This window comes from Sphingopyxis sp. 550A, from assembly GCF_053569535.1.
This window is the reverse complement of sequence record NZ_CM131615.1, coordinates 1,210,424-1,229,773: the sequence shown is the minus strand read 5'-3', so window position 1 is coordinate 1,229,773 and position 19,350 is coordinate 1,210,424. Positions and strand designations below refer to the sequence as shown.

The window sequence follows — 19,350 nt, the reverse complement described above, 5'->3', positions numbered from 1 at the left end:
CGAACCGAGTCCCGCGCACGGCGGGACGAAAGCGCGATTATCGCAATCCATTGCGCCCGCGCGCGACTGCTGGCAAAGGCGCTTTCGATGAGCAATCTTAACGATCTTATGGCGCGCGGAACCGGGCTTCTCGGCAGCGATTACGCCATTTTGTGCGGGGCAATGAGCTGGGTCTCGGAGCGCCATCTGGTGAGCGCGATCAGCAACGCGGGCGGCTTCGGCGTCATCGCCTGCGGTGCGATGACACCCGAACTTCTCGATGCCGAGATCGCAGCGACCAAGACGCTCGCGACCCGCAATTTCGGCGTCAACCTGATCACCATGCACCCGCAATTGTTCGAGCTGATCGACGTCTGCGCGAAGCATGGCGTCGGCCATGTCGTGCTCGCGGGCGGCCTGCCGCCCAAGGGGAGCCTCGAGGCAATCAAGGCATCGGGCGCGAAGGTCATCTGCTTCGCGCCGACGCTGGCGCTGGCGAAGAAGCTCGTCCGGTCGGGCGTCGATGCGCTGGTCATCGAGGGCATGGAGGCCGGCGGCCACATCGGCCCCGTATCGACGAGCGTGCTGGCGCAGGAAATTCTACCGACGCTCGCAGACGAGGTGCCGATCTTCGTCGCCGGGGGCATCGGTCGCGGCGAGGCGATCGCCGGCTATCTGGAGATGGGCGCTTCGGGGGTCCAACTCGGCACCCGCTTCGTCTGCGCGACCGAAAGCATCGCCCACCCCGCTTTCAAGAAGGCGTTCATCCGCGCCTCGGCGCGCGATGCGGTCGCGAGCGTGCAGATCGACCCGCGCCTGCCGGTGATCCCGGTGCGCGCGCTCAAGAACAACGGCACCGAGGCCTTTACCGCCAAACAGCGCGAGGTCGCGAACCTGCTCGACACGGGCGAGGTCGACATGCTGGAAGCGCAGCTTCAGATCGAGCATTATTGGGCGGGCGCCCTGCGCCGCGCGGTCATCGACGGCGACGTCGAGGGCGGTTCGTTAATGGCAGGGCAATCGGTGGGTATGGTAACGTCGGAGGAGAGCGTTGCCGATATCATCGCGGCTTTGGTGCAACAGGCCGATGCCGCATTGCACGCACGGGGTTGAGGCCGCATGTTCGCGGTTGGGGAGAATTTCATGACTATGTCGCGCAAGATCATCATGGCCGGGCTGCTTGCGAGCGTCGCCGCCTGCGCACCCAAACCGCCGCCGCCGCCTCCCCCGCCGCCGCCGCCGGTCACGATCGTCATTCCGCCGCGGCCGTTGCCGCCGGGCTATGCTTCGCTGACGCAGATACTGCCCGGCCGCGGGATCGACGGCCATTTCGTCACCGCGAACAGCAATATTTCGGGCGACCGTGCCTTCTGGCAGCTCAAGATCGGCCTCAACGTCGCGGCGATCGGTTGCCGCGGCACCGAGGAAGCAACGCTGGTGTCGGCATACAACAATATCATCAAGGCCCATGCGAAGATCATCAAGTCGAGCGAAAAGGCGGTCATCACCCAGCTCGGCAAGGAGAATGGCAACAACGGAATCGCCCCGCGCGATCGTTTGTCGACCCAGCTCTTCAACTATTTCGCACAGCCCCCCGCACAGCGCGCCTTCTGCGCCCGCGCCAACGAGATCGCGCAGCTCGTTTCCTCGACGCCAAGCGCTCAAGTCATCGAACAGGCGCCGGCGCAGCTCGCGCGGCTCGATCAGCCATTCCTCGATTTCTATGAAGCCTATGCCCAGTATCAGCTCGACGCGGCGGCATGGGACGCGAAATATGCGCCACCCCCGGCGATCATGACCACTCCGGCCGTGACGCCTGCAGCGCCCTATGGCCCGGCGTCTCCCGAAACGACGACGTCGGCGACGCCACCGGCGACCAACCCCGGCGCCTGATCGCGACAGGAAATTTCGCGCGCGCCCTTGGCGGCGGGGCCTGGCATCTGTTAGCACGGACGGGACATGACCAATGCCCCGCCTCCGCCGACATCGGCCGCCCAGTCGGCGCGCACGATCCTGACCCGACTGCACGAGGTGATGGCTGCGCGCAGCAACGCGCAGAGCAAGCTTAATCAGGTCGTCGGAATCATCGGCGAATGCCTGCACAGCGAGGTCTGCTCCATCTATCTGCTGCGCGACGGCACCCTTGAGCTCTATGCGACGCGCGGCCTCAAGCAGGAAGCGGTACACGTCACTCGCCTCGCGCTCGGCGAAGGCCTCGTCGGCACGATCGCCGCGCAGATCGAGACGCTGAACCTCGACGAAGCAGCGGCGCACCCGGATTATTCCTACCGCCCCGAAACGGGCGAAGAACTCTTCCATAGCTTCGCCGGCGTCCCGATCATCCGCCGCGAGCAGGCGGTCGGCGTCCTCTGCGTCCAGCATAGCGACCCGCGCCGCTATGAAGAGATAGAGATTGAGACGCTGCAGACCGTCGCGATGGTGCTGTCCGAACTGATCGCCAACGCCGATCTGGTCGACACCACCGCGCGCATCGACGCCGCAGCCGCCGATCAGTCGGCGCAGCGGCTGTCGGGGCAGAAGCTGGTCGACGGCATGGGCGCCGGCATCGCGGTCTTCCATCAGCCGCGCATCACCATCGAGCATACGGTCGCGGACGACATCGAGGCCGAGCGTCACCGCGTCTACGCGGCGTTCGACAAGATGCGCGAACAGATCGACCGCATGACCAGCCAGGCCGAATTCGGCATCGGCGGCGAGCAAGAAGAGGTTCTCGAGACCTACAAGATGTTCGCCTATGACGAGGGCTGGTCGCGCCGGATCAACGAAGCGATCGACAGCGGCCTGACCGCCGAGGCCGCGATCGAGCGCGTCCAGCAGCGCACCCGGATGCGGATGCGCCAGATCGACGATCCGCTGCTGCGCGACCGGATGCACGATCTGGAGGATTTGTCGAACCGACTGATCCGCATCGTGTCGGGGCAGATGGGCACCGCGGCGCAGATGGGCCTACGGCAGGATTCGATCCTGATCGCACGCAACCTCGGCCCCGCCGAACTGCTCGAATATGACCGCCGCCGGCTGAAAGGCGTGGTGCTCGAGGAAGGGTCGCTGACCGCACACGTCATCATCGTCGCGCGTGCGATGGGGGTTCCGGTCATCGGCCGCGTCCGCGACGTGCGCTCCTCGATCCGCGAGGGTGACCTGCTGCTGCTCGACGCCGGCGCGGGCACCGTCCACGTCCGCCCGACCCAGGCGGTGCAGGACGCCTTCGACGCCAAGCTCGAAATCACGCAAAAGCGCCGCGCCGACCTCGCCGCGCTGCGCGATCTGCCGGCAGTCACCAGCGACGGCGTGCCGATCGAGCTGATGATCAACGCCGGGCTGCGCGAGGACGTCGCCGCGCTCGACCTGACCGGCGCACGCGGCATCGGGCTGTTCCGCACCGAATTCCAGTTCCTCGTCTCGGCGACATTGCCGCAGCGCGAGCGGCAGCAACGACTCTACCGCGACGTCCTCGACGCGGCGGGCGACCGGCCGGTCATCTTCCGGACGGTCGATATCGGCGGCGACAAGGTGCTGCCCTATATGAACATGGAGGATTCCGAGCAGGAAGAAAATCCCGCAATGGGCTGGCGCGCGCTGCGCCTGGCGCTCGAACGCGAAGGGCTGCTGAAGGTGCAGGCGCGCGCGTTGATGGAGGCAGCGGCCGGCCGGACGCTCAACGTCATGTTCCCGATGGTATCGGAACCCTGGGAATATGAGGCGGCACGCGAGCTGTTCGTCAAGCAGCGCGCCTGGCTCGCGAGCCACAACAAGAAGCTGCCGGTCGCGATTCGCTATGGCGCGATGCTCGAAGTGCCGGGGCTGGTCGAGACACTCGACCTGATGTTGCCGCACCTCGACTTTCTGTCGATCGGCACCAACGACCTCACCCAGTTCCTCTTCGCCGCTGATCGCGCGCACCCGCGGCTTGCCGAACGCTATGATTGGCTGTCGCCGACGGTCATGCGCTATCTCGCGCGCGTCGTGAAGCTGGTGTCGGGCAGCAAGGTCACACTCGGCGTGTGCGGAGAAATGGCGGGACGTCCGTTGGAGGCGATGGCGCTCCTCGGCCTCGGCATCGAACGGCTGTCGATCACGCCGGCGGGGGTCGGCCCGGTCAAGGCGATGATCCGCTCGCTCGACCTGGGCGCGCTACGCGCGGATATGCCGGCCATCCTGGCCCACCCCGCGGCGGACCCGCGCGGACAATATCAGGATTGGGCCAAGGCCCATAAGGTCGATCTGGGCGACTAGCGCCGGTCAGTGCTGCTGGACTCGAATAATGTTTATGATATGTTCTCATCAGAAGGAGAGCGATCATGACCGAATCCCCCACCCGAGCCAGCGGCCAGTGCCATTGCGGCGCGATCCGCTATTCGATACCGACCGCGGTCGAACATCATGCGCTGTGCCATTGCCGCGACTGCCGCCGCCATGCCGGCGCGCCGATGGTCGGCTGGGCGCTGGTCAATCAGGCCGATCTGGAGATGACCGGCACGCCCAAAATCTATGTGTCATCCGAACATGGCCGGCGCCATTTCTGCGCCGATTGCGGCACCGGCCTCTTCTATACCAACGAGGCGATTTTTCCGGGCCAGATCGACGTCCAGTCGGCAACGCTCGACGATCCGGACCTGATCCCCGCCGGCGCGCAGATCCAGATTGCCGAGCGCATCGGCTGGATGGAGAAGCTGGACGAAATGCCGACGTTCAATCGCTATCCGGGGATGGATTAAGGCATGACCATTTTTAATTGTCTCGTCATCCCGGCGAAGGCCGGGATGACGAGACAAGGATGGCAGGGTTTCAGTCTAACCCGTTCACGCTCTATGGCCCCTTCCCGTCCGCCGCGACGATGGCGGCGACCAGCTTAGCGATGTCGAGCCGCTGCTTTCCATCGTCATAACCCTGACGGACGATGACGAGCTGGCGCGAGGGGATCACCACCAGATATTGACCGCGGTTGCCGAAGGCTCCGAAAGCATCGGCTGGGACGCCTTCGGACTTGTTCAACAGCCAGAAACAGGCGCCGTAGCCGAACGCTCCCTCGGGCTGCGGTCCGGTCGGCGCAGTGACGAAACGACGCCAGTCGAGGGGCAGCAGGCGCTCGCCCCGCCACATCCCGTCATTCTGGTAGAGGAGGCCGAGCCGCGCCAGATCGCGCGCGGTCGTCCACACCTGGCTCGACAGGATATAGTCGCCGTCCTTGTCATGCTCGGCAAAGGTGCGCGTCATGCCGATGCGGTCGAAGAAGGCGTTGGGGTCGAGCGTGCGGCCCGCCTTCGCCTCGGCTGCCTTCAGCGACAGCGTCGCGAGCAGCGTGTCGTTATTGGCGTAGCGGTACTGCGTGCCCGGCGGATTGAGCAGCGGCCATTGCGTCGTCCACTGACGCACCGATGCACCGCCCATATAGATGGCGTCACTGCGGTTGCCTGCCGTATCGCTGGTCAACCCACTCGCCATACGCATGAGCTCTTCGGTCGTGATCGCAGCGCGCGGATCGCCCGGCGACTGCCATTCGGCAATCAGCGCGGGCGCCTTCACATCGACCGAACCTTGCAGCACCGCGTGACCGATCAGCGTCGCCGCCATCGACTTGGCGACCGAGAAGGTGCGCTGCGCGGTGTGGACGCCGTGCCCGCCCCAATAGCGCTCGACGACAATCCGGCCGTTCTTGACGATCAGCAGCGAACTCGTCCGCCCGCCATAGGCCGCGACAGCCTCCGCCGCGCTCGCAAACGGCGTAAAGCCGCGCGGGACCGGCGCGCGCGCATCCCTGTCGCCCATCGGCCATGGCTGATCGTCGAGCACCGGGCGGGCGGCGCCCGTGAAGCCGGCGATCGGTATCGGGGCGGCGCCGATCGGCAGCGTGACGCACCCTTCGCCGGTTATCCACTGCGCAAGGCGCGGCGGCATGTCGTCCCGATACCTGACGCGGACGACCTTCGCCTTGTCGTCGACATCGGCGTTCAGCGCGTGCACATCAGCCTCGATCTCGGGATAAATGCCGGTCAGTTCGTCGCGTTCGATCGCCTCCAGCGGCTTGCCCGCACCATTCCACAACGCCGAGCAGGTGAAGGCCGCGCGATAGCCGGCCGCCCAGGCCCGATCGATCTCGGTGGCCGCCTGCACCGGAAGCGCGGCGGCCGCGAGTGCCAGGCCGAAAGCGGCGCGCGCCAGCATCTCAGGGCCGTTCGCCGAACGCCGCGCGCTGCGTTTTCTTCGCGCGGTCCCACCAGGCACGGCGGATGACGTCGGCGACCCGCCCGGGATCGTGCGGACCATAGCGGACGAGCAGGCCGGGCCAGCCTTCGTAATGCGGAGTCTGCCAGAAGCTGTCGGGATCGGTTTCAAGCAGCACCTCCTTTTCCTCGTGCGGGGCCATGACATGAAAGCTGCCCGCCTCGCGTCCCGGCGACACGAAGGCCTTGCCGCTCACCTTGGGGCACGGCGTGCCATAGAAGGGCGCCATCTCGACGTCGGGGAGCGCGAGCGCGAAAGCGACCACATCGTCCCAATTGTCGAAGCGCGCCGCCATCTATCCGCCCCTGCCCTCGCGCCGCCGCTCGTCCCACCAAGCCATGCGCTCGGCGATCCGTTTCTCGAAACCGCGATCGACGGGGCGGTAGAGGTCGAGGGGTTTCATTTCGTCGGGCCAGTAATTGGCGCCCGAAAATCCCTCGGGCGCGTCATGGTCGTAGGCATAGCCCGCGCCATAGCCGAGATCCTTCATCAGCTTGGTCGGGGCGTTGAGGATATTCGCGGGCGGCGCGAGGCTGCCGGTTTCGCGCGCTGCGCTCCACGCGGCCTTTTGTGCGGCATAGGCGGCGTTCGACTTTGGCGCGGTCGCGCAATAGAGGCACGCCTGCACGATCGCGAGCTCGCCTTCCGGTGAGCCGAGGAATTGATAGGCATCCTTCGCGGCAAGGCATTGCACCAGCGCCTGCGGGTCGGCGAGGCCGACATCCTCGCTGGCGAAACGGGTGATGCGGCGAAGCACATAGAGCGGCTCCTCGCCCGCGACGAGCATCCGCGCCAGCCAGTATAGCGACGCCTGCGGGTCCGATCCGCGCATTGCCTTGTGCAGCGCCGAGATGAGATTGTAATGACCGTCGCGGTCCTTGTCGTAGACGGGCATGCGGCGGTGCAGGAATTGCGCAAGCTCGCCGGGATCGAGCGGCCTTTCGATCGTCACCGAAAACAGCGTCTCGACCTGATTGAGCAGGAAGCGCCCGTCGCCGTCGGCGCTCGCGATCAGCGCGGCGCGCGCTTCGGCGGTGACCGGCAGGCGCTGGCCGATCTCCGCTTCGGCGCGCTCGATCAGCGTGCCAAGCGCCGCGTCGCCGAGACGATGAAGCACGAGCACCTGCGCCCGGCTGAGCAACGCAGCGTTGAGCGCGAAGCTGGGGTTCTCGGTCGTCGCGCCGACGAGGATGACGGTGCCGCGCTCGACGAACGGCAGGAAGCCGTCCTGCTGGGCGCGGTTGAAACGGTGAATCTCGTCGACGAACAGCAAGGTGCGCTGGCCCGCCGCGGCCATCTTCCCGGCATCGGCGAACGCCTTCTTGAGATCGGCGACCCCCGAGAAGACCGCCGACAGCGGCGCGAAGCGCAGGCCGACCGCTTCGGCCAGCAACCGCGCGATCGTCGTCTTGCCGGTGCCCGGTGGTCCCCAGAGGATGATCGACGACAATTGCCCCGCCGCGACCATGCGGCCGATCGCACCGTCCGGGCCGGTCAGATGTTCCTGCCCGACGACATCGGACAGCGTCTTCGGCCGTAGCCGTTCGGCAAGCGGCCCATCGCCGGGGGTGACGGAGGCCGGCGGCTCCTGATCGGCGAACAGATCATCCGCCATGCTAGCCGCGCCGCTGTTTCTGCCGGATCAGCCGCAAATAGGTGTCGGCGACCGATTGATTGATCGCATCCCATTGATAGGCGCCGCTTTCGGCACGGGCGGCGGCGCCATGCGCCGCGCGCAGTTCGGGATCGCGGCAATAGCGCTCGAGATCGTCCGCGAAGAGCGTGATCGCGCCCGGCGAGACGAGATAACCGGTCTGTCCATGCTTGACGATGCTCGCGCTGCCGGTGGCGCGCGCCGCGACCACGGGCAGCCCGCACGCCATCGCCTCCAGCGTGACATTGCCGAAAGTTTCCGTGATCGAAGGATTGAAGAAGATGTCGCATGAGGCGAGCGCGCGGGCGAGGTTCTCGCCGCCCTGGAAGCCGACGAACTTTGCCTGCGGCAGGCGCGATTCGAACCAGTCGCCGGCGGGGCCTTCGCCGATCACCACCACCTGATGCGGCACCTTGCGGCGCTGAAGCTGGTCGATCGTGTCGGCGAAGACATCGAGCCCCTTTTCCATCACGAGGCGGCCGAGGAAGGCGACGACCGGCACGTCGTCGGCGATCCCCCAGCTTCGCCGCCAACTCATGTCGCGGCGGCCGGGAGTGAAGGTGTCGCGTTCGACGCCGCGGGTCCAGATGCCGATGTCGTAGTTCATCCGCTGCTGGCGGAGCACCTGCGCAAAGCTCTCGGACGGCGCGATGAGTGCGTCGCAGCGGCGGTAGAGCCGGCGCAGCCACGCGACGACGAGCGGTTCGAGAAAGGAGAGGTTGTAATAGCGGAAATAGGTTTCGAAGCGCGTGTGGACCGAGCAGGCGACCGGGATATGGCGCCGCCGCGCCCACGCCGCCGCCTGCCGCGACACGCGGTCGGGGCTGGAAATGTGGAGGATATTGGGCGCAAACTGGGCGATGTCCTGCCGCACCCGCGACGAGAAATGGAGCGGGATGCGATATTCGGGACGATTGGGGATCGCCATCGACGGCACGCTGACAAGGTCGCCGGTCGGCGCAAAATCGGGGTCGTCGACGGTCGGCGAATAGACGCGCACCGCCGCGCCCTGGGCCAGCAGATAGCCGACGAGCCGGTTGAGCGCTTTGTTCGCGCCATCGGTCGTCATATTGTAATTGCCGCTGAACAGGGCGATGCGAAGGTCCGAAACTTCCATCCGCCCTCCGCTAGTCGCTTGGCGGGGCAAAGGCAATTGCGTCAAAAATCGTCGGGCTTGTCCAGCGGCGCTTCGGGGTCGATCTCGACCGGCGGGTGGAGGCGCAGGTGATGGACGCGTCTTTCGTCGGCCTCGGTCACCTCGATGCGCCACCCGCTCGGGTGATGGAGGATTTCGCCGACCTCGGGAACATGCCCAGCGAGCACCGCCGAAAGCCCGCCCAGCGTGTCGACATCTTCCTCGACCTCGGCGAGCCGCGGGTCGATCGCTTCGCCGATGTCGTCGAGTTCGGCGCGCGCGTCGGCTTCCCAGCAGCCATTCTCGCCCGGCACGAACAGCGCGGTCGGCTCGTCGTCATGCTCGTCCTCGACCTCGCCGACAATTTCCTCGACCAGATCCTCGAAGGTAACGAGACCTTCGGTGCCCGAATATTCGTCGATCACGATCGCGAGATGGGTGCGCTTCGCGCGCATCTCGGCCAGCAGGTCGAGCACATCCATCGACTGCGGGACGTAGAGCGGCTGGCGGATCAGATCGAGCAACGGCGGCGGAGAGGCCTTCGCCGCGAGCACCGCGAACACGTCCTTGACGTGAATCATCCCGACAACCTCGTCGAGCGTTTCGCGATAGACCGGCAGGCGGCTGTGCCCCGCGTCGGCGAACAGCGCCACGACCTCCTCGAAGCTCGCGCTCTCGGGAATGGCGACGATCTCGCCGCGCGGTACCGCGACGTCGTCGACGGTCTGCTCGCCGAAATGCAGGAGGTTGCGGACCATCTTGCGCTCGATCGGCGACAGGTCGCCGACCGCGCTGGCGCCGCCGCGGCGCTCCTCGCCCTCTTCCTCGGCCTCGTCGATGACCTCTTCGATCTGTTCGCGAAGCGACGGCTCCTTGTCGCCGCCGAAGAGCAATGTCTTGAGCCCGGCCAGCAGGCCGGATCTACTGTCGTCTTCCGATCGGCTCGAAGAGTCCCGGTCGTCGGGCATGATAGCGTCTGTTCCCCCTGTTAATCCTGATCCGCATATGGATTGGCGATGCCCAGCGATGCAAGCGCTTTCACTTCCAAGGCCTCCATCGCCTGCGCGCTCGGATCGTCCATATGATCGTAGCCGACGAGATGGAGCGTGCCGTGGACGATCAGATGCGTCGCATGGTCGGCAATCGAAACCCCCTTCTCCGCCGCCTCGCGCGCGCAAGTTTCGCGGGCGAGGACGATATCGCCGAGAAGGATTTCACCATCGTCGCTGTTGCTGAGCGTGTCGAGCAGGTCGGCCTGCACCTGCGGAAAAGACAGGACATTGGTCGGCTTGTCACGCCCACGGAAATCGCGGTTGAGCGCATGAACCTCCGCATCGTCGGTCAGGCGCACCGCGATCTCGACGAGCGGGGCGGCATTGGCAAGCTCCGCCCACGGCGTGAGCGCGAGCGCCGCAGCAGCGGCTTCGGCGGCGCGCGCCTCCCAGTCGAGCGCATCGGGCCAGGGGCTCGCTTCGTGGGTTTCGACGCTCAGCATGAAAAAGAGACACTCCGAAAAAGCGCGGAAAACTGCCTAACTTTACTCGCAAATCGCATTTGCTTCGATGACGAGACGGCAAGGCGGATCATAATCGGACGGTATCGCGGCCGGACAATGTAGGACAGCGGATTTTTTTCGTCATCCCGGCGAAGGCCGGGATCTCATCCTCGGAAACATACGCACCGGCGAGATCCCGGCCTCCGCCGGGATGACGTGAAGGAAGGCCGACTTCATTGCGGCGCCGGTGAGGGCGGCGGCTGCGCCGGCGGCCGGTCGCCGATCGGCAGCTTGAGATCGATCTTCGTGCCGCCGATCTCGGTGCTGATCACCGCCTGGCCGTCCTTGACCCCGACGCTGGTCTTGTCGGCGATCGGCACGCTCGGAATATCGAGGGGAATGTCGGGAATGTCGAGCGGCTGCACCGGACCGCCCGGATCGGCCGCCGGACGCTCCTTCCGGGCTGGCGCGGCGGCACGACCGCTCGCCTGCAGCATGAAATCGCGCCAGATGCGCGCGGGAATGCCGCCGCCCGCGGCGCCATGAAGCGGGCTATTGTCGTCGTTGCCGATCCAGACCCCGACGACCAGCCCGTTGGCGTAGCCGACGAACAGCGCGTCGCGGCTGTCCTGCGTGGTGCCGGTCTTGCCGAAATTGGCTTGCGGCAGCCGCGCGGCACGGCCGGTGCCGCGATTGACCGCGGCGCGCAGCATCTGTTCGATATCGTCGTGGACGCGCGACGAGAAATGATCGGGCCCCCAGACCCAGCGCGCGAACCAGCCCGGCTCCTCTTCCGTAAAGGCGTGCGGGACGACCGGATAGCTGTTCGCGGCGACCGCGGCATAAGCAGCGGTGAGTTCGAGCAAGGTCATGCTCGACGTGCCGAGCGCAAGGCTGGGGTCGCCCTTTGCCAGCGGCGAGGTGACGCCAAGGTCGCGCGCCATGCGGATGATCTTGTCGTCGCCGACCTCGCGAAACAGCCGCACCGCGGCGACATTGCTGGAGGCCGCAAAGGCATCTTCGAGGGTGATCGTGTCCGAATAGGCGCCGCCGGCATTCTTGGGCTGATAGGCGCCGGTGTCGATCGGGCGATTGTCGATCCGATCCTCCGGCGTCTTCCCGTCCTCCAGCGCGGCGAGATAGACGAACAGCTTGAAGGTCGATCCCGGCTGGCGCCGCGCCTGCGTCACGCGGTTGAAGGGCGAGGCAGCATAGTCGCGGCCGCCGACCATCGCGACGACCTCGCCATTCGGACGCATCGCGACCATCGCGACCTGTGCCTTGCCCAGCCCGGCGCGCGCGGTGACGCGACGCGCGATCCCCTGTAGCCGCGCGTCGAGCGTGGTGCGGATCGTCTGGCGCGAATAGCCGACATCGCTGAGCTGGCGCGCCTCGGGCAGCGCCCAGTCGGCGAAATAAGTGCCGGTAGGCAGCGTGTTGCGGCTACGCACGTCGATACGCGGGGCGCGGATCGCCCTGGCCTCGGCGGCGGTCAGATAGCCCGTGTCGGCCATCGCGGCGACGACCAGCTTCATTCGCTTCGCCGCAAGATCGGGATTCTTGGTCGGCGCGAGGCGCGACGGCGCCTGCACGAGCCCCGCGAGCATCGCCGCCTGCGCCGGGGTCAGCTTCTCGGGCTGGCGCGAGAAATAATGGAGCGACGCCGCGCGCAGCCCGTAGGTGTTGTCGCCGAAATAGGCGTTGGAGAGATAGCGTTGGAGAATCTCGTCCTTGGTCAGCCAGGCTTCGAGCCAGAAAGCGATCAGCGCCTCGCGCGCCTTGCGGCCGAGGGTCTTTTTCGGGGTCAGGAAGGTGAATTTGGCGAGTTGCTGGGTGATCGTGCTGCCGCCCTGCTTGCGGCCGCCGGTCAGATTCGCCCAGACGGCGCGCGCGACGCTGCGCGGATCGACGCCCCAATGGCTGTAGAAACGGCGGTCCTCGATCGCGATGAAGGCGCCGGGGACATGCTTCGGCAGCTTCGCGACGTCGACCGGCGCATCGACGATCGCCCCCATGCGCGCGATCGGGGTGCCGTCGGAAGCGAGCAGCGTGATCTCCGGCGGCGCGATCGGTTGCAGCGATTTCGACAAAGGCGCGGTGAGTGCGAGCCAGCCGACGAGCAGGATGAAGACGACCGCGAAGATCGCGAAGCCGCGCGAGACGCGGCGTGTCCATTTGCGGAAACGACTTTCGGGCGCGGGCAGCGGGACCGCAGGCGCGAACGGGTCGGGATAGGGGGCAGCCGGCGTTTCGGGCGGCGACGGCGGAACGGAGGATCTGGATTTCAGGAAATCGAACATGCGCGAAAGCGCGTATTACACGCACAACACAGCCTTGGCAAACGGGTTCGCACACTTGGTGGGAGCGAAGGAACGAGGTCGTTGCCGAAGAGGGTGAGGACCAATTGACATGGCGCGCAAAAAAGGGCCCGCCTCCCTTTCGGAGGGCGAGCCCCTTGTTCGTGCGGAAGGCGATCAGCCCTTTTCGGGCGGCGCCACGGTGATGCGGACGCGCTCGCCCGAATTGCCGGGGAAGCCGGTGAACATCGCCTCGACGAGGTTCGGGACCAGCGCCTGCAGATTATTGTCGCGCGACTGCGCCTCGGCATGGCCCTCGAACAGGCGATAGCCGTCGGAAGCGCGGTTGATCTGGAGATTGAGGCCGCTGGTATAGACGGTGTAGCTCGACACGTCGTTATAGCCCCAGCCGGGACCGAAGCCGCCCCACAGGAAGGGATCGCGCCAGCCGTAGACATAGCGGCGGCCGCGCGGCCCGCGGACGATCACCGGGCGATAATAGGAGGGACCGAAACCGCCATACCAGGGGTCGCCGAAGCCGGGCGACGACACGACGCGCTCACGCCCCTTGTCGACGCCATAGTCCATGCGGACGACCATGTCGGGCCGCTCACCGTTCGCCGCGGGGCGATAGCCGTAGCGGGTCAGCTCGCCAGCGACGAGATTGGCGTATTGGCCGAACTCGATGCCGCCCTGCAGCGCCGGGTTGCTCGCCTCGATCGCGAAGCTCTGGCCCTGCGGCGCCGGAAGCTGCGTCTGGAAACGCGCGACGTCGGCCTTGAAGGGAGTCGCGCAGCCGGCCAATGCCAGCGCCGCGCCCGCAATGGCGGCCAGACCGAGCCGCCGGGAAATATTCTTGTTCATGCTCATGCTCCGTGATTCGGACGGGCGCGCATATTGCGCCGTTTATAACATGACTACGCCGATGCGACTTAACCTTGGTTGAACTCGCTTCGCCGCACGACGGCACCTTCCGTCAATATGGGGAAGCGCCGCCGATAAACAAGAATTTCCTTTGGCAAAAAGCAGTTTGCTCAGCGGCACAGCCCCAGCGCGGCATAAGCGGCATCGAGCGTCGGTTTCGCGAGAAGGCGCGCCTTTTCCGCGCCCTTTTCGAGAATGGCGTCGAGCGCCGCCGTATCGTCCTTCAGCGCGACGAAGCGCGCGTTGATCGGGCCGAGCGTTTCGATCAGCAGCGCGCCGAGAGCGGGCTTGAACGCGCCGAACCCCTGCCCCGCATAGTCGCGCAGCACCGCATCGACGCTGGTGTCGGCGAGCGCGGCATAGATGCCGACGAGGTTGCGGGCCTCGGGGCGACTCTCCAGCCCGGCGGCCTCGGACGGCAGCACCTCGGGATCGGTTTTCGCCTTCTTGACCTTCTGCATCATCGTGTCGGCATCGTCGGTCAGGTTGATGCGGCTCATGTCGGACGGATCGGACTTGGACATTTTCGCGGTGCCGTCGCGCAGGCTCATGATGCGCGCCATACCGGCCGGGATGATCGGTTCGGGCAAGGTGAATACCGGCGCGTCCTCGCTGGCATAATCATTGTTGAACTTCTGCGCGACGTCGCGCGCGAGTTCGAGATGCTGCTTCTGGTCCTCGCCTACGGGCACGTGCGTCGTCTGGTAGAGCAGCACGTCGGCCGCTTGCAGAACAGGGTAAGTGTAGAGTGCCGCCGACGCGCTTTCGCGATTCTTGCCCGACTTGTCCTTGAACTGCGTCATCCGGTTGAGCCAGCCGAGCCGCGCGGTGCCGTTGAGGAGCCATTGCAGTTCGGCATGCGCGGGGACGCGCGCCTGATTGAAGAGCAGCGAGCGGTCGGTGTCGATGCCACAGGCGACGAGCGCGGCGGTCATCGCGCGGGTGTTGGCGGTGAGTTCGGCCGGAACGTGCGGCATCGAGATCGCGTGGAGGTCGGCGAGGAAATAGAGCTTGTCGCCCTCCATCTCGTCCTGCATCCGCACCCAGTTGCGGATCGCGCCCAGATAATTGCCGAGGTGCAAATTTCCGGTGGGCTGGATGCCCGATAGCGTCCGCATGTCTTACTCCTGAGATTTTGCCGCACCGTTGCGGCGGCGCCGCGTCAGCATGGCGAGCAGATCCTTGTCAAGCGCGCCGGTGACGAAGGCCGCGGCAAAGAAGACCGCGCCCCCCACGCCGCACAGCGCGGCGAGCGCGCCGACGCGCTGCACGACATTGCCGCCGTACCAGGGCTGCATGAGCGGCATCATCCACCAGAGCAACGCCGCCATCGCAGCGACCGCAACGAGCTGGCGCGTGATCCGCCCCGCGAGCTTCGCGGTGAAATGGAACCAGCCGCGGCGGTGCAGGATGACATAGAGGAGGAGGCAGTTGAGGCTCGCCGAAACCGCGGTCGCGCCCGCGAGCCCGACGATGCCGAAGCGCTCGACGACATAGAGGTTGATCGCGATATTGACGATCAGCGAGGCAAGCGCGGTCCACACCGGGGTCCGCGTATCCTCGCGCGCGAAGAAGCCGGGGTTCAATATCTTGACGATGACATAGGCGGGCAGGCCCGCAACGAGCGCGACGACGATATGCGCCATCGTCGCGCCGTCAGCGTCGGTGAATTTCCCGCCGACGAAGAAGGCGGTGACGAAGGCGGGCGCGCAGATCGCAAGCGCGGCGGCGGCGGGCAGCGTCAGCAGCGTCGCCATCTCGAAGGCGTTGGCCTGCAGCCGCTGTGCCTCGGCGGCGTCGCCGCTGTGGATATGGCGCGACAGCATCGGCAGGATCGCGGTGCCGAGCGCGATGCCGACGATGCCGAGCGGAAGCTGGTTCAGCCGGTCGGCGAGCTTGAGCAGCGTCAGCGATCCCTGCGGCAGCGAGGTCGCGAAGAACGTGTCGACGAACTGGCTGACCTGATAGATGCCGGCGCCGAAGGTCGCGGGCAGGATCAGCATCCCGAGCCGCTTCACCTCGGGGGTGAATTTGGGAAAGCGGAAGCGCAAGGTCAGGCCTGCACGGCGGACCGACCACCAGAGATAGGCGAGCTGGGTGATGCCGGCGAGGCTGACCGAAACGGCGAGCGCCTCGGCGACGATCCGGTCGTCGCCGCCGGGCCCGCGCAGCCACCAGCCGGTAATGATGCCGCCGATCAGCAAAATGTTGAGCAACACCGGGGCAAACGCCCCCGGCGCAAAGCGCGAGCGTGCGTTGAGCAGCCCCGACAGCATCGCGACGAGGCTGATCAGCGCAAGATAGGGAAAGGTCACCCGGCTCAGGAACACCGCGAAATCGAACTTGCCCGGCACCGCCTGGAAATCGCGCGCGAGAATCCAGACGATCCCCGGCATCGCGATCATCATCACCGCCGAAAAGGCAAGCAGAACCCAGAGGAAGACCGAGAGCACGTCGTCGGCGAATCGCGCCGCGGCCTCCTCACCCCCTTCGCCATGCAGCGCACGGCTGTACATCGGCACGAAAGCGACCGAGAAGGCGCCCTCTGCAAACAGGCGGCGGAAGGTGTTGGGCAGCGTGAAGGCGAGCTGGAAAGCGTCGGCGGCGAGCCCGGCGCCGAGCACGCGGGCGAGCAGCATGTCGCGCACGAAACCGAACAGGCGGCTGACCATCGTCAGCCCGCCGATCGTCCCGACGCTCTTGACGAGGCTGGTCATGCGGCCTCTTCTTCAATCACCATCGTCATTGCGGCCCCGGCGAAAGCCGGGGGAAGCAATCCAGAATGTGCGTAAACCGCCCTGGATTGCTTCGCTTCGCTCGCAATGACGAGGTTTTCAAGTCAGATCAGGCCTGGCCGACCGGCGCCATCTCGCCAACGTCGCCCTGCGCCTGCGCCTGCTGCATGAACAGACCGTGGAAATCGATCGGTTCGAGGAGCAGCGGCGGGAAGCCGCCGTCGCGGACGACGTCGGCGACGACGCGGCGCGCGAAGGGAAAGAGGATGCGCGGCGCTTCGGCGAGGAAGAAGGGCTGAAGCTGGTCGTCGGGGACGTTGCGGACCCCGAACAGCCCGGCATATTTCAGGTCGACGACGAACATCGTGCCCTCGTCGGACTTCGAGCTGATGTCGATCTTCAGCGATACTTCATAGAGATTCTCGCCGACATTGTCGGCGCCGATGTTGAACTGGACATCGATCTGCGGCGCCGATTGCCACTGATAGGCGGCGGGAGCGTTCGGGTTCTCGAACGACAGATCCTTCACATATTGCGAGATCAGGCCGATCGCGGGCGCGGTGTCTTCGCCATTCGCCTGCAGGGCGGGATTGATGTCGGTGCCGGTCTCGTCAGCCATGATCGTAACGCTTTCGTTGGAAATAAAGGATAGGGTCCGCCCGTGGGCGGCCCAGGGACGGAAGGTTGCGGCGGCGCTTAGCAGCGGCGGCGGAACAGCACAATGGGCGGCGCGCGTCGCCCAGGATGCCCCGAATCGTTGACCCGCCGCGATGCCGAGGCCATGGTGGTTTGAAACATGGCCATGGATCGCCTATGTAATGGCCGAATAGACTTTCCCGTAATAATCGGATTTTGCCTGTGACTGCTTTTTCGATCGTCCTGCTCGCCATGATCGCTGCCTTTCTGGGTATGCGGCTCTATTCGGTGCTCGGCAAGCGGACCGGGCACGAACAGGAACCCGTCCTGCCGCGGCGTGACGAGCGCGCGGCGCCCGCACCGGTTCGCCTCGACGAGAGCGATGCGCCCGCGGCGCTGCCCGCCGCCGGCGCGAGCGGCGCCGGACTCGTCTACGAACCCGCGGCCGAGGCCGGTCTTCGCCAATTGCTCGCCGCCGACCGCCATTTCGACGCCGGCCGTTTCATGGAAGGCGCCGAGGCGGCGTATCGCATGATCCTGGAGGCTTTCTGGGCGGGCGACCGCGACACGCTGCGCGACCTGTGCGACGACGACAGCTATGAAGGCTTCGTCGAAGCGATCGAGGCGCGCGACGCGCGCGGCGAAAAGCTCGACAACCGTCTGATCGGTATCGATTCGGCGAAGATCACCGCGGTCGAGCTCAGCCGCCGCGAGGCGCGGATCACGGTGCGCTATCAGGCCGACATCAGCGCGGTGACCCGCGATGCCGAGGGCAAGATGATCGCGGGATCGATGAGCGACGCGGCGCAGGCCGACGATTTGTGGACCTTCCGCCGCCAGATCGGCAGCAGCGATCCCAACTGGCTGCTCGACGAAGTCGAAGCCGCCTGACCTCGATGCGGCCGGTCGCGACGGCGCGCGCGCCGCGGGCTCGGGCTTGCGGATTCGCGATTCTCGCCATCCTGCCGTTGTTGTCGGGCTGTGCCTCGGTGATTCCCGAAGCGGGAAGTCGTCCGGCCACGACCCGACCTACGCCGACTCCCGCGCCATCGTCGGGCATCCCCTCTTATACGCCGCGCCCCTCGGTGCCCGCGGGTGGCGCGGCGAAACCGATTCCGGCGACCCCCAATCCGCCCCTGCCCGCGCCGGCACCGCCGGCCACCGCGACCACCGCCGCCGAGGCCGGGGTTCTTGCCGGCCCCGAGTATAACGAACTCGGCATCGCGGCCGAACAGGCGACCGCCGCGCTCAAGGTGTTCCGGCTGAGCTGCCCGTCGCTGCTGCGCCGCACCGACGCGAGCGGCCTCACCCAGAACGGAGAATGGGCCGAAAGCTGCAACGCCGCGCCGGGCTGGGCCGATCGCGACGCGAGCAATTTCTTCAGCCGCTATTTCGGCACGGTGCAGGTCGGCGCGGGGACGGCGTTCGTCACCGGTTATTACGAGCCCGAGATCGCGGCCTCGCGCGACAAGCGCCCGGGTTACGACGTCCCCATCTATCGCCGCCCCGCCGATCTGGTCGACGTCGATCTCGGCCTGTTCTCGAAGGAATTGCAGGGCAAGAAGATTCGCGGCCGCGTCGACGGCAGCAATTTCGTGCCTTACTACGACCGCGCGACGATCGAACGCGGCGCGCTCGCGGGGCGCGGGCTGGAGATTGCCTGGGCGGCCGACGCGGCCGAATTCTTCTTCCTTCAGGTGCAGGGTTCGGGACGGCTGCGCCTGCCCGACGGCAGCGTCATGCGCATCGGCTACGACACGCAGAACGGCCGCGACTATGTCGGCATCGGCAAGCTGCTGCTCGATCGCGGCGCGCTTCAACCGGGGCAGGCGTCGATGCAGGGCATCCTCGATTATCTGCGCGCCGATCCGGTGCGCGGGGCGGCGGTGATGAACGAGAATCCAAGCTGGGTCTTCTTCCGCGAACTGACCGGTCCCGGTCCGCTCGGCGCGCTCGGCGTTCCCGTCACCGGCCGCGCGAGCGTCGCCGCCGACCCCAAATATGTGCCGCTCGGCGCGCCGGTCTTTCTCTCGCTCGACCGCGCCGAGCCGAACGGCCTCTGGATCGCGCAGGACACCGGCGGCGCGATCAAGGGCGCGAACCGCTTCGACAGCTTCTGGGGCGCGGGCGAGGCGGCGCGGGCGATCGCCGGCGGCATGGCGGCGCGTGGCTCGGCGCTGCTACTGCTACCGCGTGCGAGCGTCGCGCGGCTTACGGCACGCCCCTGACATGGCGCGGCGACTCGCCCC

Annotated in this window: 17 protein-coding genes; 6 read left to right on the top strand and 11 right to left on the bottom strand. The window is 66.4% G+C overall.

The features are described from left to right. Positions 1-87 precede the first annotated feature (87 nt). The 4 genes from ACVENA_RS05895 (at position 88) to ACVENA_RS05880 (ending at position 4,718) form a co-directional block, all read left to right on the top strand. Positions 88-1,092: an NAD(P)H-dependent flavin oxidoreductase gene (locus ACVENA_RS05895; RefSeq protein ID WP_287941012.1), complete on the top strand. Its 1,005-nt coding sequence runs from the start codon at positions 88-90 to the stop codon at positions 1,090-1,092. 30 nt (positions 1,093-1,122) lie between these two features. After that, the gene (locus tag ACVENA_RS05890) at positions 1,123-1,872 is read left to right on the top strand and encodes a hypothetical protein (RefSeq protein ID WP_257549131.1); all 750 of its coding nucleotides are present in this window, start codon (positions 1,123-1,125) and stop codon (positions 1,870-1,872) included. Between the two features lie 66 nt (positions 1,873-1,938). Then, on the top strand, positions 1,939-4,236 hold the full coding sequence (gene ptsP, locus ACVENA_RS05885; RefSeq protein ID WP_287941010.1) for a phosphoenolpyruvate--protein phosphotransferase: 2,298 nt from the start codon (positions 1,939-1,941) through the stop codon (positions 4,234-4,236). A gap of 65 nt (positions 4,237-4,301) precedes the next feature. Continuing rightward, positions 4,302-4,718 carry a GFA family protein gene (locus ACVENA_RS05880; RefSeq protein ID WP_257549127.1) on the top strand — a complete coding sequence of 139 codons (417 nt, stop codon included), beginning with the start codon at positions 4,302-4,304 and terminating at the stop codon, positions 4,716-4,718. A gap of 91 nt (positions 4,719-4,809) precedes the next feature. Here the strand turns inward: ACVENA_RS05880 and ACVENA_RS05875 are convergent, their stop codons facing one another. The 11 genes from ACVENA_RS05875 to secB all read right to left on the bottom strand — a co-directional run bounded on the left by ACVENA_RS05875 (position 4,810) and on the right by secB (position 17,084). Next, the gene (locus ACVENA_RS05875) at positions 4,810-6,165 is read right to left on the bottom strand and encodes a serine hydrolase domain-containing protein (protein ID WP_287941008.1); all 1,356 of its coding nucleotides are present in this window, start codon (positions 6,163-6,165) and stop codon (positions 4,810-4,812) included. Position 6,166: 1 nt separating this feature from the next. Continuing rightward, positions 6,167-6,520: an MmcQ/YjbR family DNA-binding protein gene (locus tag ACVENA_RS05870; protein ID WP_257549122.1), complete on the bottom strand. Its 354-nt coding sequence runs from the start codon at positions 6,518-6,520 to the stop codon at positions 6,167-6,169. Next, positions 6,521-7,840 carry a replication-associated recombination protein A gene (locus ACVENA_RS05865; protein ID WP_449328012.1) on the bottom strand — a complete coding sequence of 440 codons (1,320 nt, stop codon included), beginning with the start codon at positions 7,838-7,840 and terminating at the stop codon, positions 6,521-6,523. It abuts the gene before it with no gap. A 1-nt stretch (position 7,841) separates the two neighbouring features. Beyond that, a complete protein-coding gene (locus ACVENA_RS05860) occupies positions 7,842-8,996 on the bottom strand; it encodes a glycosyltransferase family 4 protein (protein ID WP_449328011.1) in 1,155 nt (384 codons plus the stop codon). A gap of 41 nt (positions 8,997-9,037) precedes the next feature. Then, positions 9,038-9,982 (bottom strand): hemolysin family protein, encoded by a 945-nt coding sequence (locus tag ACVENA_RS05855; RefSeq protein ID WP_449328010.1) that lies wholly within the window; start codon positions 9,980-9,982, stop codon positions 9,038-9,040. Positions 9,983-10,002: 20 nt separating this feature from the next. Then, positions 10,003-10,509, bottom strand: coding sequence for an rRNA maturation RNase YbeY (gene ybeY / locus ACVENA_RS05850; RefSeq protein ID WP_449328009.1), 507 nt, complete (start codon positions 10,507-10,509; stop codon positions 10,003-10,005). Between the two features lie 233 nt (positions 10,510-10,742). Continuing rightward, on the bottom strand, positions 10,743-12,809 hold the full coding sequence (locus ACVENA_RS05845) for a transglycosylase domain-containing protein (protein ID WP_257549112.1): 2,067 nt from the start codon (positions 12,807-12,809) through the stop codon (positions 10,743-10,745). A 174-nt stretch (positions 12,810-12,983) separates the two neighbouring features. Continuing rightward, positions 12,984-13,676: a DUF4136 domain-containing protein gene (locus ACVENA_RS05840; RefSeq protein ID WP_374046532.1), complete on the bottom strand. Its 693-nt coding sequence runs from the start codon at positions 13,674-13,676 to the stop codon at positions 12,984-12,986. Positions 13,677-13,840: 164 nt separating this feature from the next. Next, positions 13,841-14,848: a tryptophan--tRNA ligase gene (gene trpS / locus ACVENA_RS05835; protein ID WP_257549108.1), complete on the bottom strand. Its 1,008-nt coding sequence runs from the start codon at positions 14,846-14,848 to the stop codon at positions 13,841-13,843. 3 nt (positions 14,849-14,851) lie between these two features. Further along, a complete protein-coding gene (gene murJ, locus ACVENA_RS05830; RefSeq protein WP_449328008.1) occupies positions 14,852-16,447 on the bottom strand; it encodes a murein biosynthesis integral membrane protein MurJ in 1,596 nt (531 codons plus the stop codon). Between the two features lie 127 nt (positions 16,448-16,574). Next, positions 16,575-17,084 carry a protein-export chaperone SecB gene (gene secB, locus ACVENA_RS05825; RefSeq protein ID WP_449328007.1) on the bottom strand — a complete coding sequence of 170 codons (510 nt, stop codon included), beginning with the start codon at positions 17,082-17,084 and terminating at the stop codon, positions 16,575-16,577. Positions 17,085-17,353: 269 nt separating this feature from the next. Between secB and ACVENA_RS05820 the strand changes: the two genes are divergently transcribed. Further along, entirely contained in the window at positions 17,354-17,992 is a 639-nt protein-coding gene (locus tag ACVENA_RS05820; protein WP_449328899.1) for a Tim44/TimA family putative adaptor protein, read from the top strand. Between the two features lie 5 nt (positions 17,993-17,997). Then, a complete protein-coding gene (gene mltA / locus ACVENA_RS05815; RefSeq protein ID WP_449328006.1) occupies positions 17,998-19,329 on the top strand; it encodes a murein transglycosylase A in 1,332 nt (443 codons plus the stop codon). The last annotated feature ends 21 nt before the right edge of the window (positions 19,330-19,350 follow it).

Bases quoted from the DNA above. Each gene is read 5' to 3' on its own strand.
- ACVENA_RS05890 (WP_257549131.1), top strand. From the start codon at position 1,123: ATGACTATGTCGCGCAAGATCATCATGGCCGGGCTGCTTGCGAGCGTC.
- secB (WP_449328007.1), bottom strand. From the start codon at position 17,084: ATGGCTGACGAGACCGGCACCGACATCAATCCCGCCCTGCAGGCGAAT.
- ACVENA_RS05845 (WP_257549112.1), bottom strand. From the start codon at position 12,809: ATGTTCGATTTCCTGAAATCCAGATCCTCCGTTCCGCCGTCGCCGCCC.
- ACVENA_RS05875 (WP_287941008.1), bottom strand. From the start codon at position 6,165: ATGCTGGCGCGCGCCGCTTTCGGCCTGGCACTCGCGGCCGCCGCGCTT.
- ACVENA_RS05855 (WP_449328010.1), bottom strand. From the start codon at position 9,982: ATGCCCGACGACCGGGACTCTTCGAGCCGATCGGAAGACGACAGTAGA.
- ybeY (WP_449328009.1), bottom strand. From the start codon at position 10,509: ATGCTGAGCGTCGAAACCCACGAAGCGAGCCCCTGGCCCGATGCGCTC.
- murJ (WP_449328008.1), bottom strand. From the start codon at position 16,447: ATGACCAGCCTCGTCAAGAGCGTCGGGACGATCGGCGGGCTGACGATG.
- ACVENA_RS05840 (WP_374046532.1), bottom strand. From the start codon at position 13,676: ATGAGCATGAACAAGAATATTTCCCGGCGGCTCGGTCTGGCCGCCATT.
- ACVENA_RS05860 (WP_449328011.1), bottom strand. From the start codon at position 8,996: ATGGAAGTTTCGGACCTTCGCATCGCCCTGTTCAGCGGCAATTACAAT.
- ACVENA_RS05870 (WP_257549122.1), bottom strand. From the start codon at position 6,520: ATGGCGGCGCGCTTCGACAATTGGGACGATGTGGTCGCTTTCGCGCTC.
- ACVENA_RS05820 (WP_449328899.1), top strand. From the start codon at position 17,354: ATGATCGCTGCCTTTCTGGGTATGCGGCTCTATTCGGTGCTCGGCAAG.
- ACVENA_RS05880 (WP_257549127.1), top strand. From the start codon at position 4,302: ATGACCGAATCCCCCACCCGAGCCAGCGGCCAGTGCCATTGCGGCGCG.
- trpS (WP_257549108.1), bottom strand. From the start codon at position 14,848: ATGCGGACGCTATCGGGCATCCAGCCCACCGGAAATTTGCACCTCGGC.
- ptsP (WP_287941010.1), top strand. From the start codon at position 1,939: ATGACCAATGCCCCGCCTCCGCCGACATCGGCCGCCCAGTCGGCGCGC.
- mltA (WP_449328006.1), top strand. From the start codon at position 17,998: ATGCGGCCGGTCGCGACGGCGCGCGCGCCGCGGGCTCGGGCTTGCGGA.
- ACVENA_RS05865 (WP_449328012.1), bottom strand. From the start codon at position 7,840: ATGGCGGATGATCTGTTCGCCGATCAGGAGCCGCCGGCCTCCGTCACC.
- ACVENA_RS05895 (WP_287941012.1), top strand. From the start codon at position 88: ATGAGCAATCTTAACGATCTTATGGCGCGCGGAACCGGGCTTCTCGGC.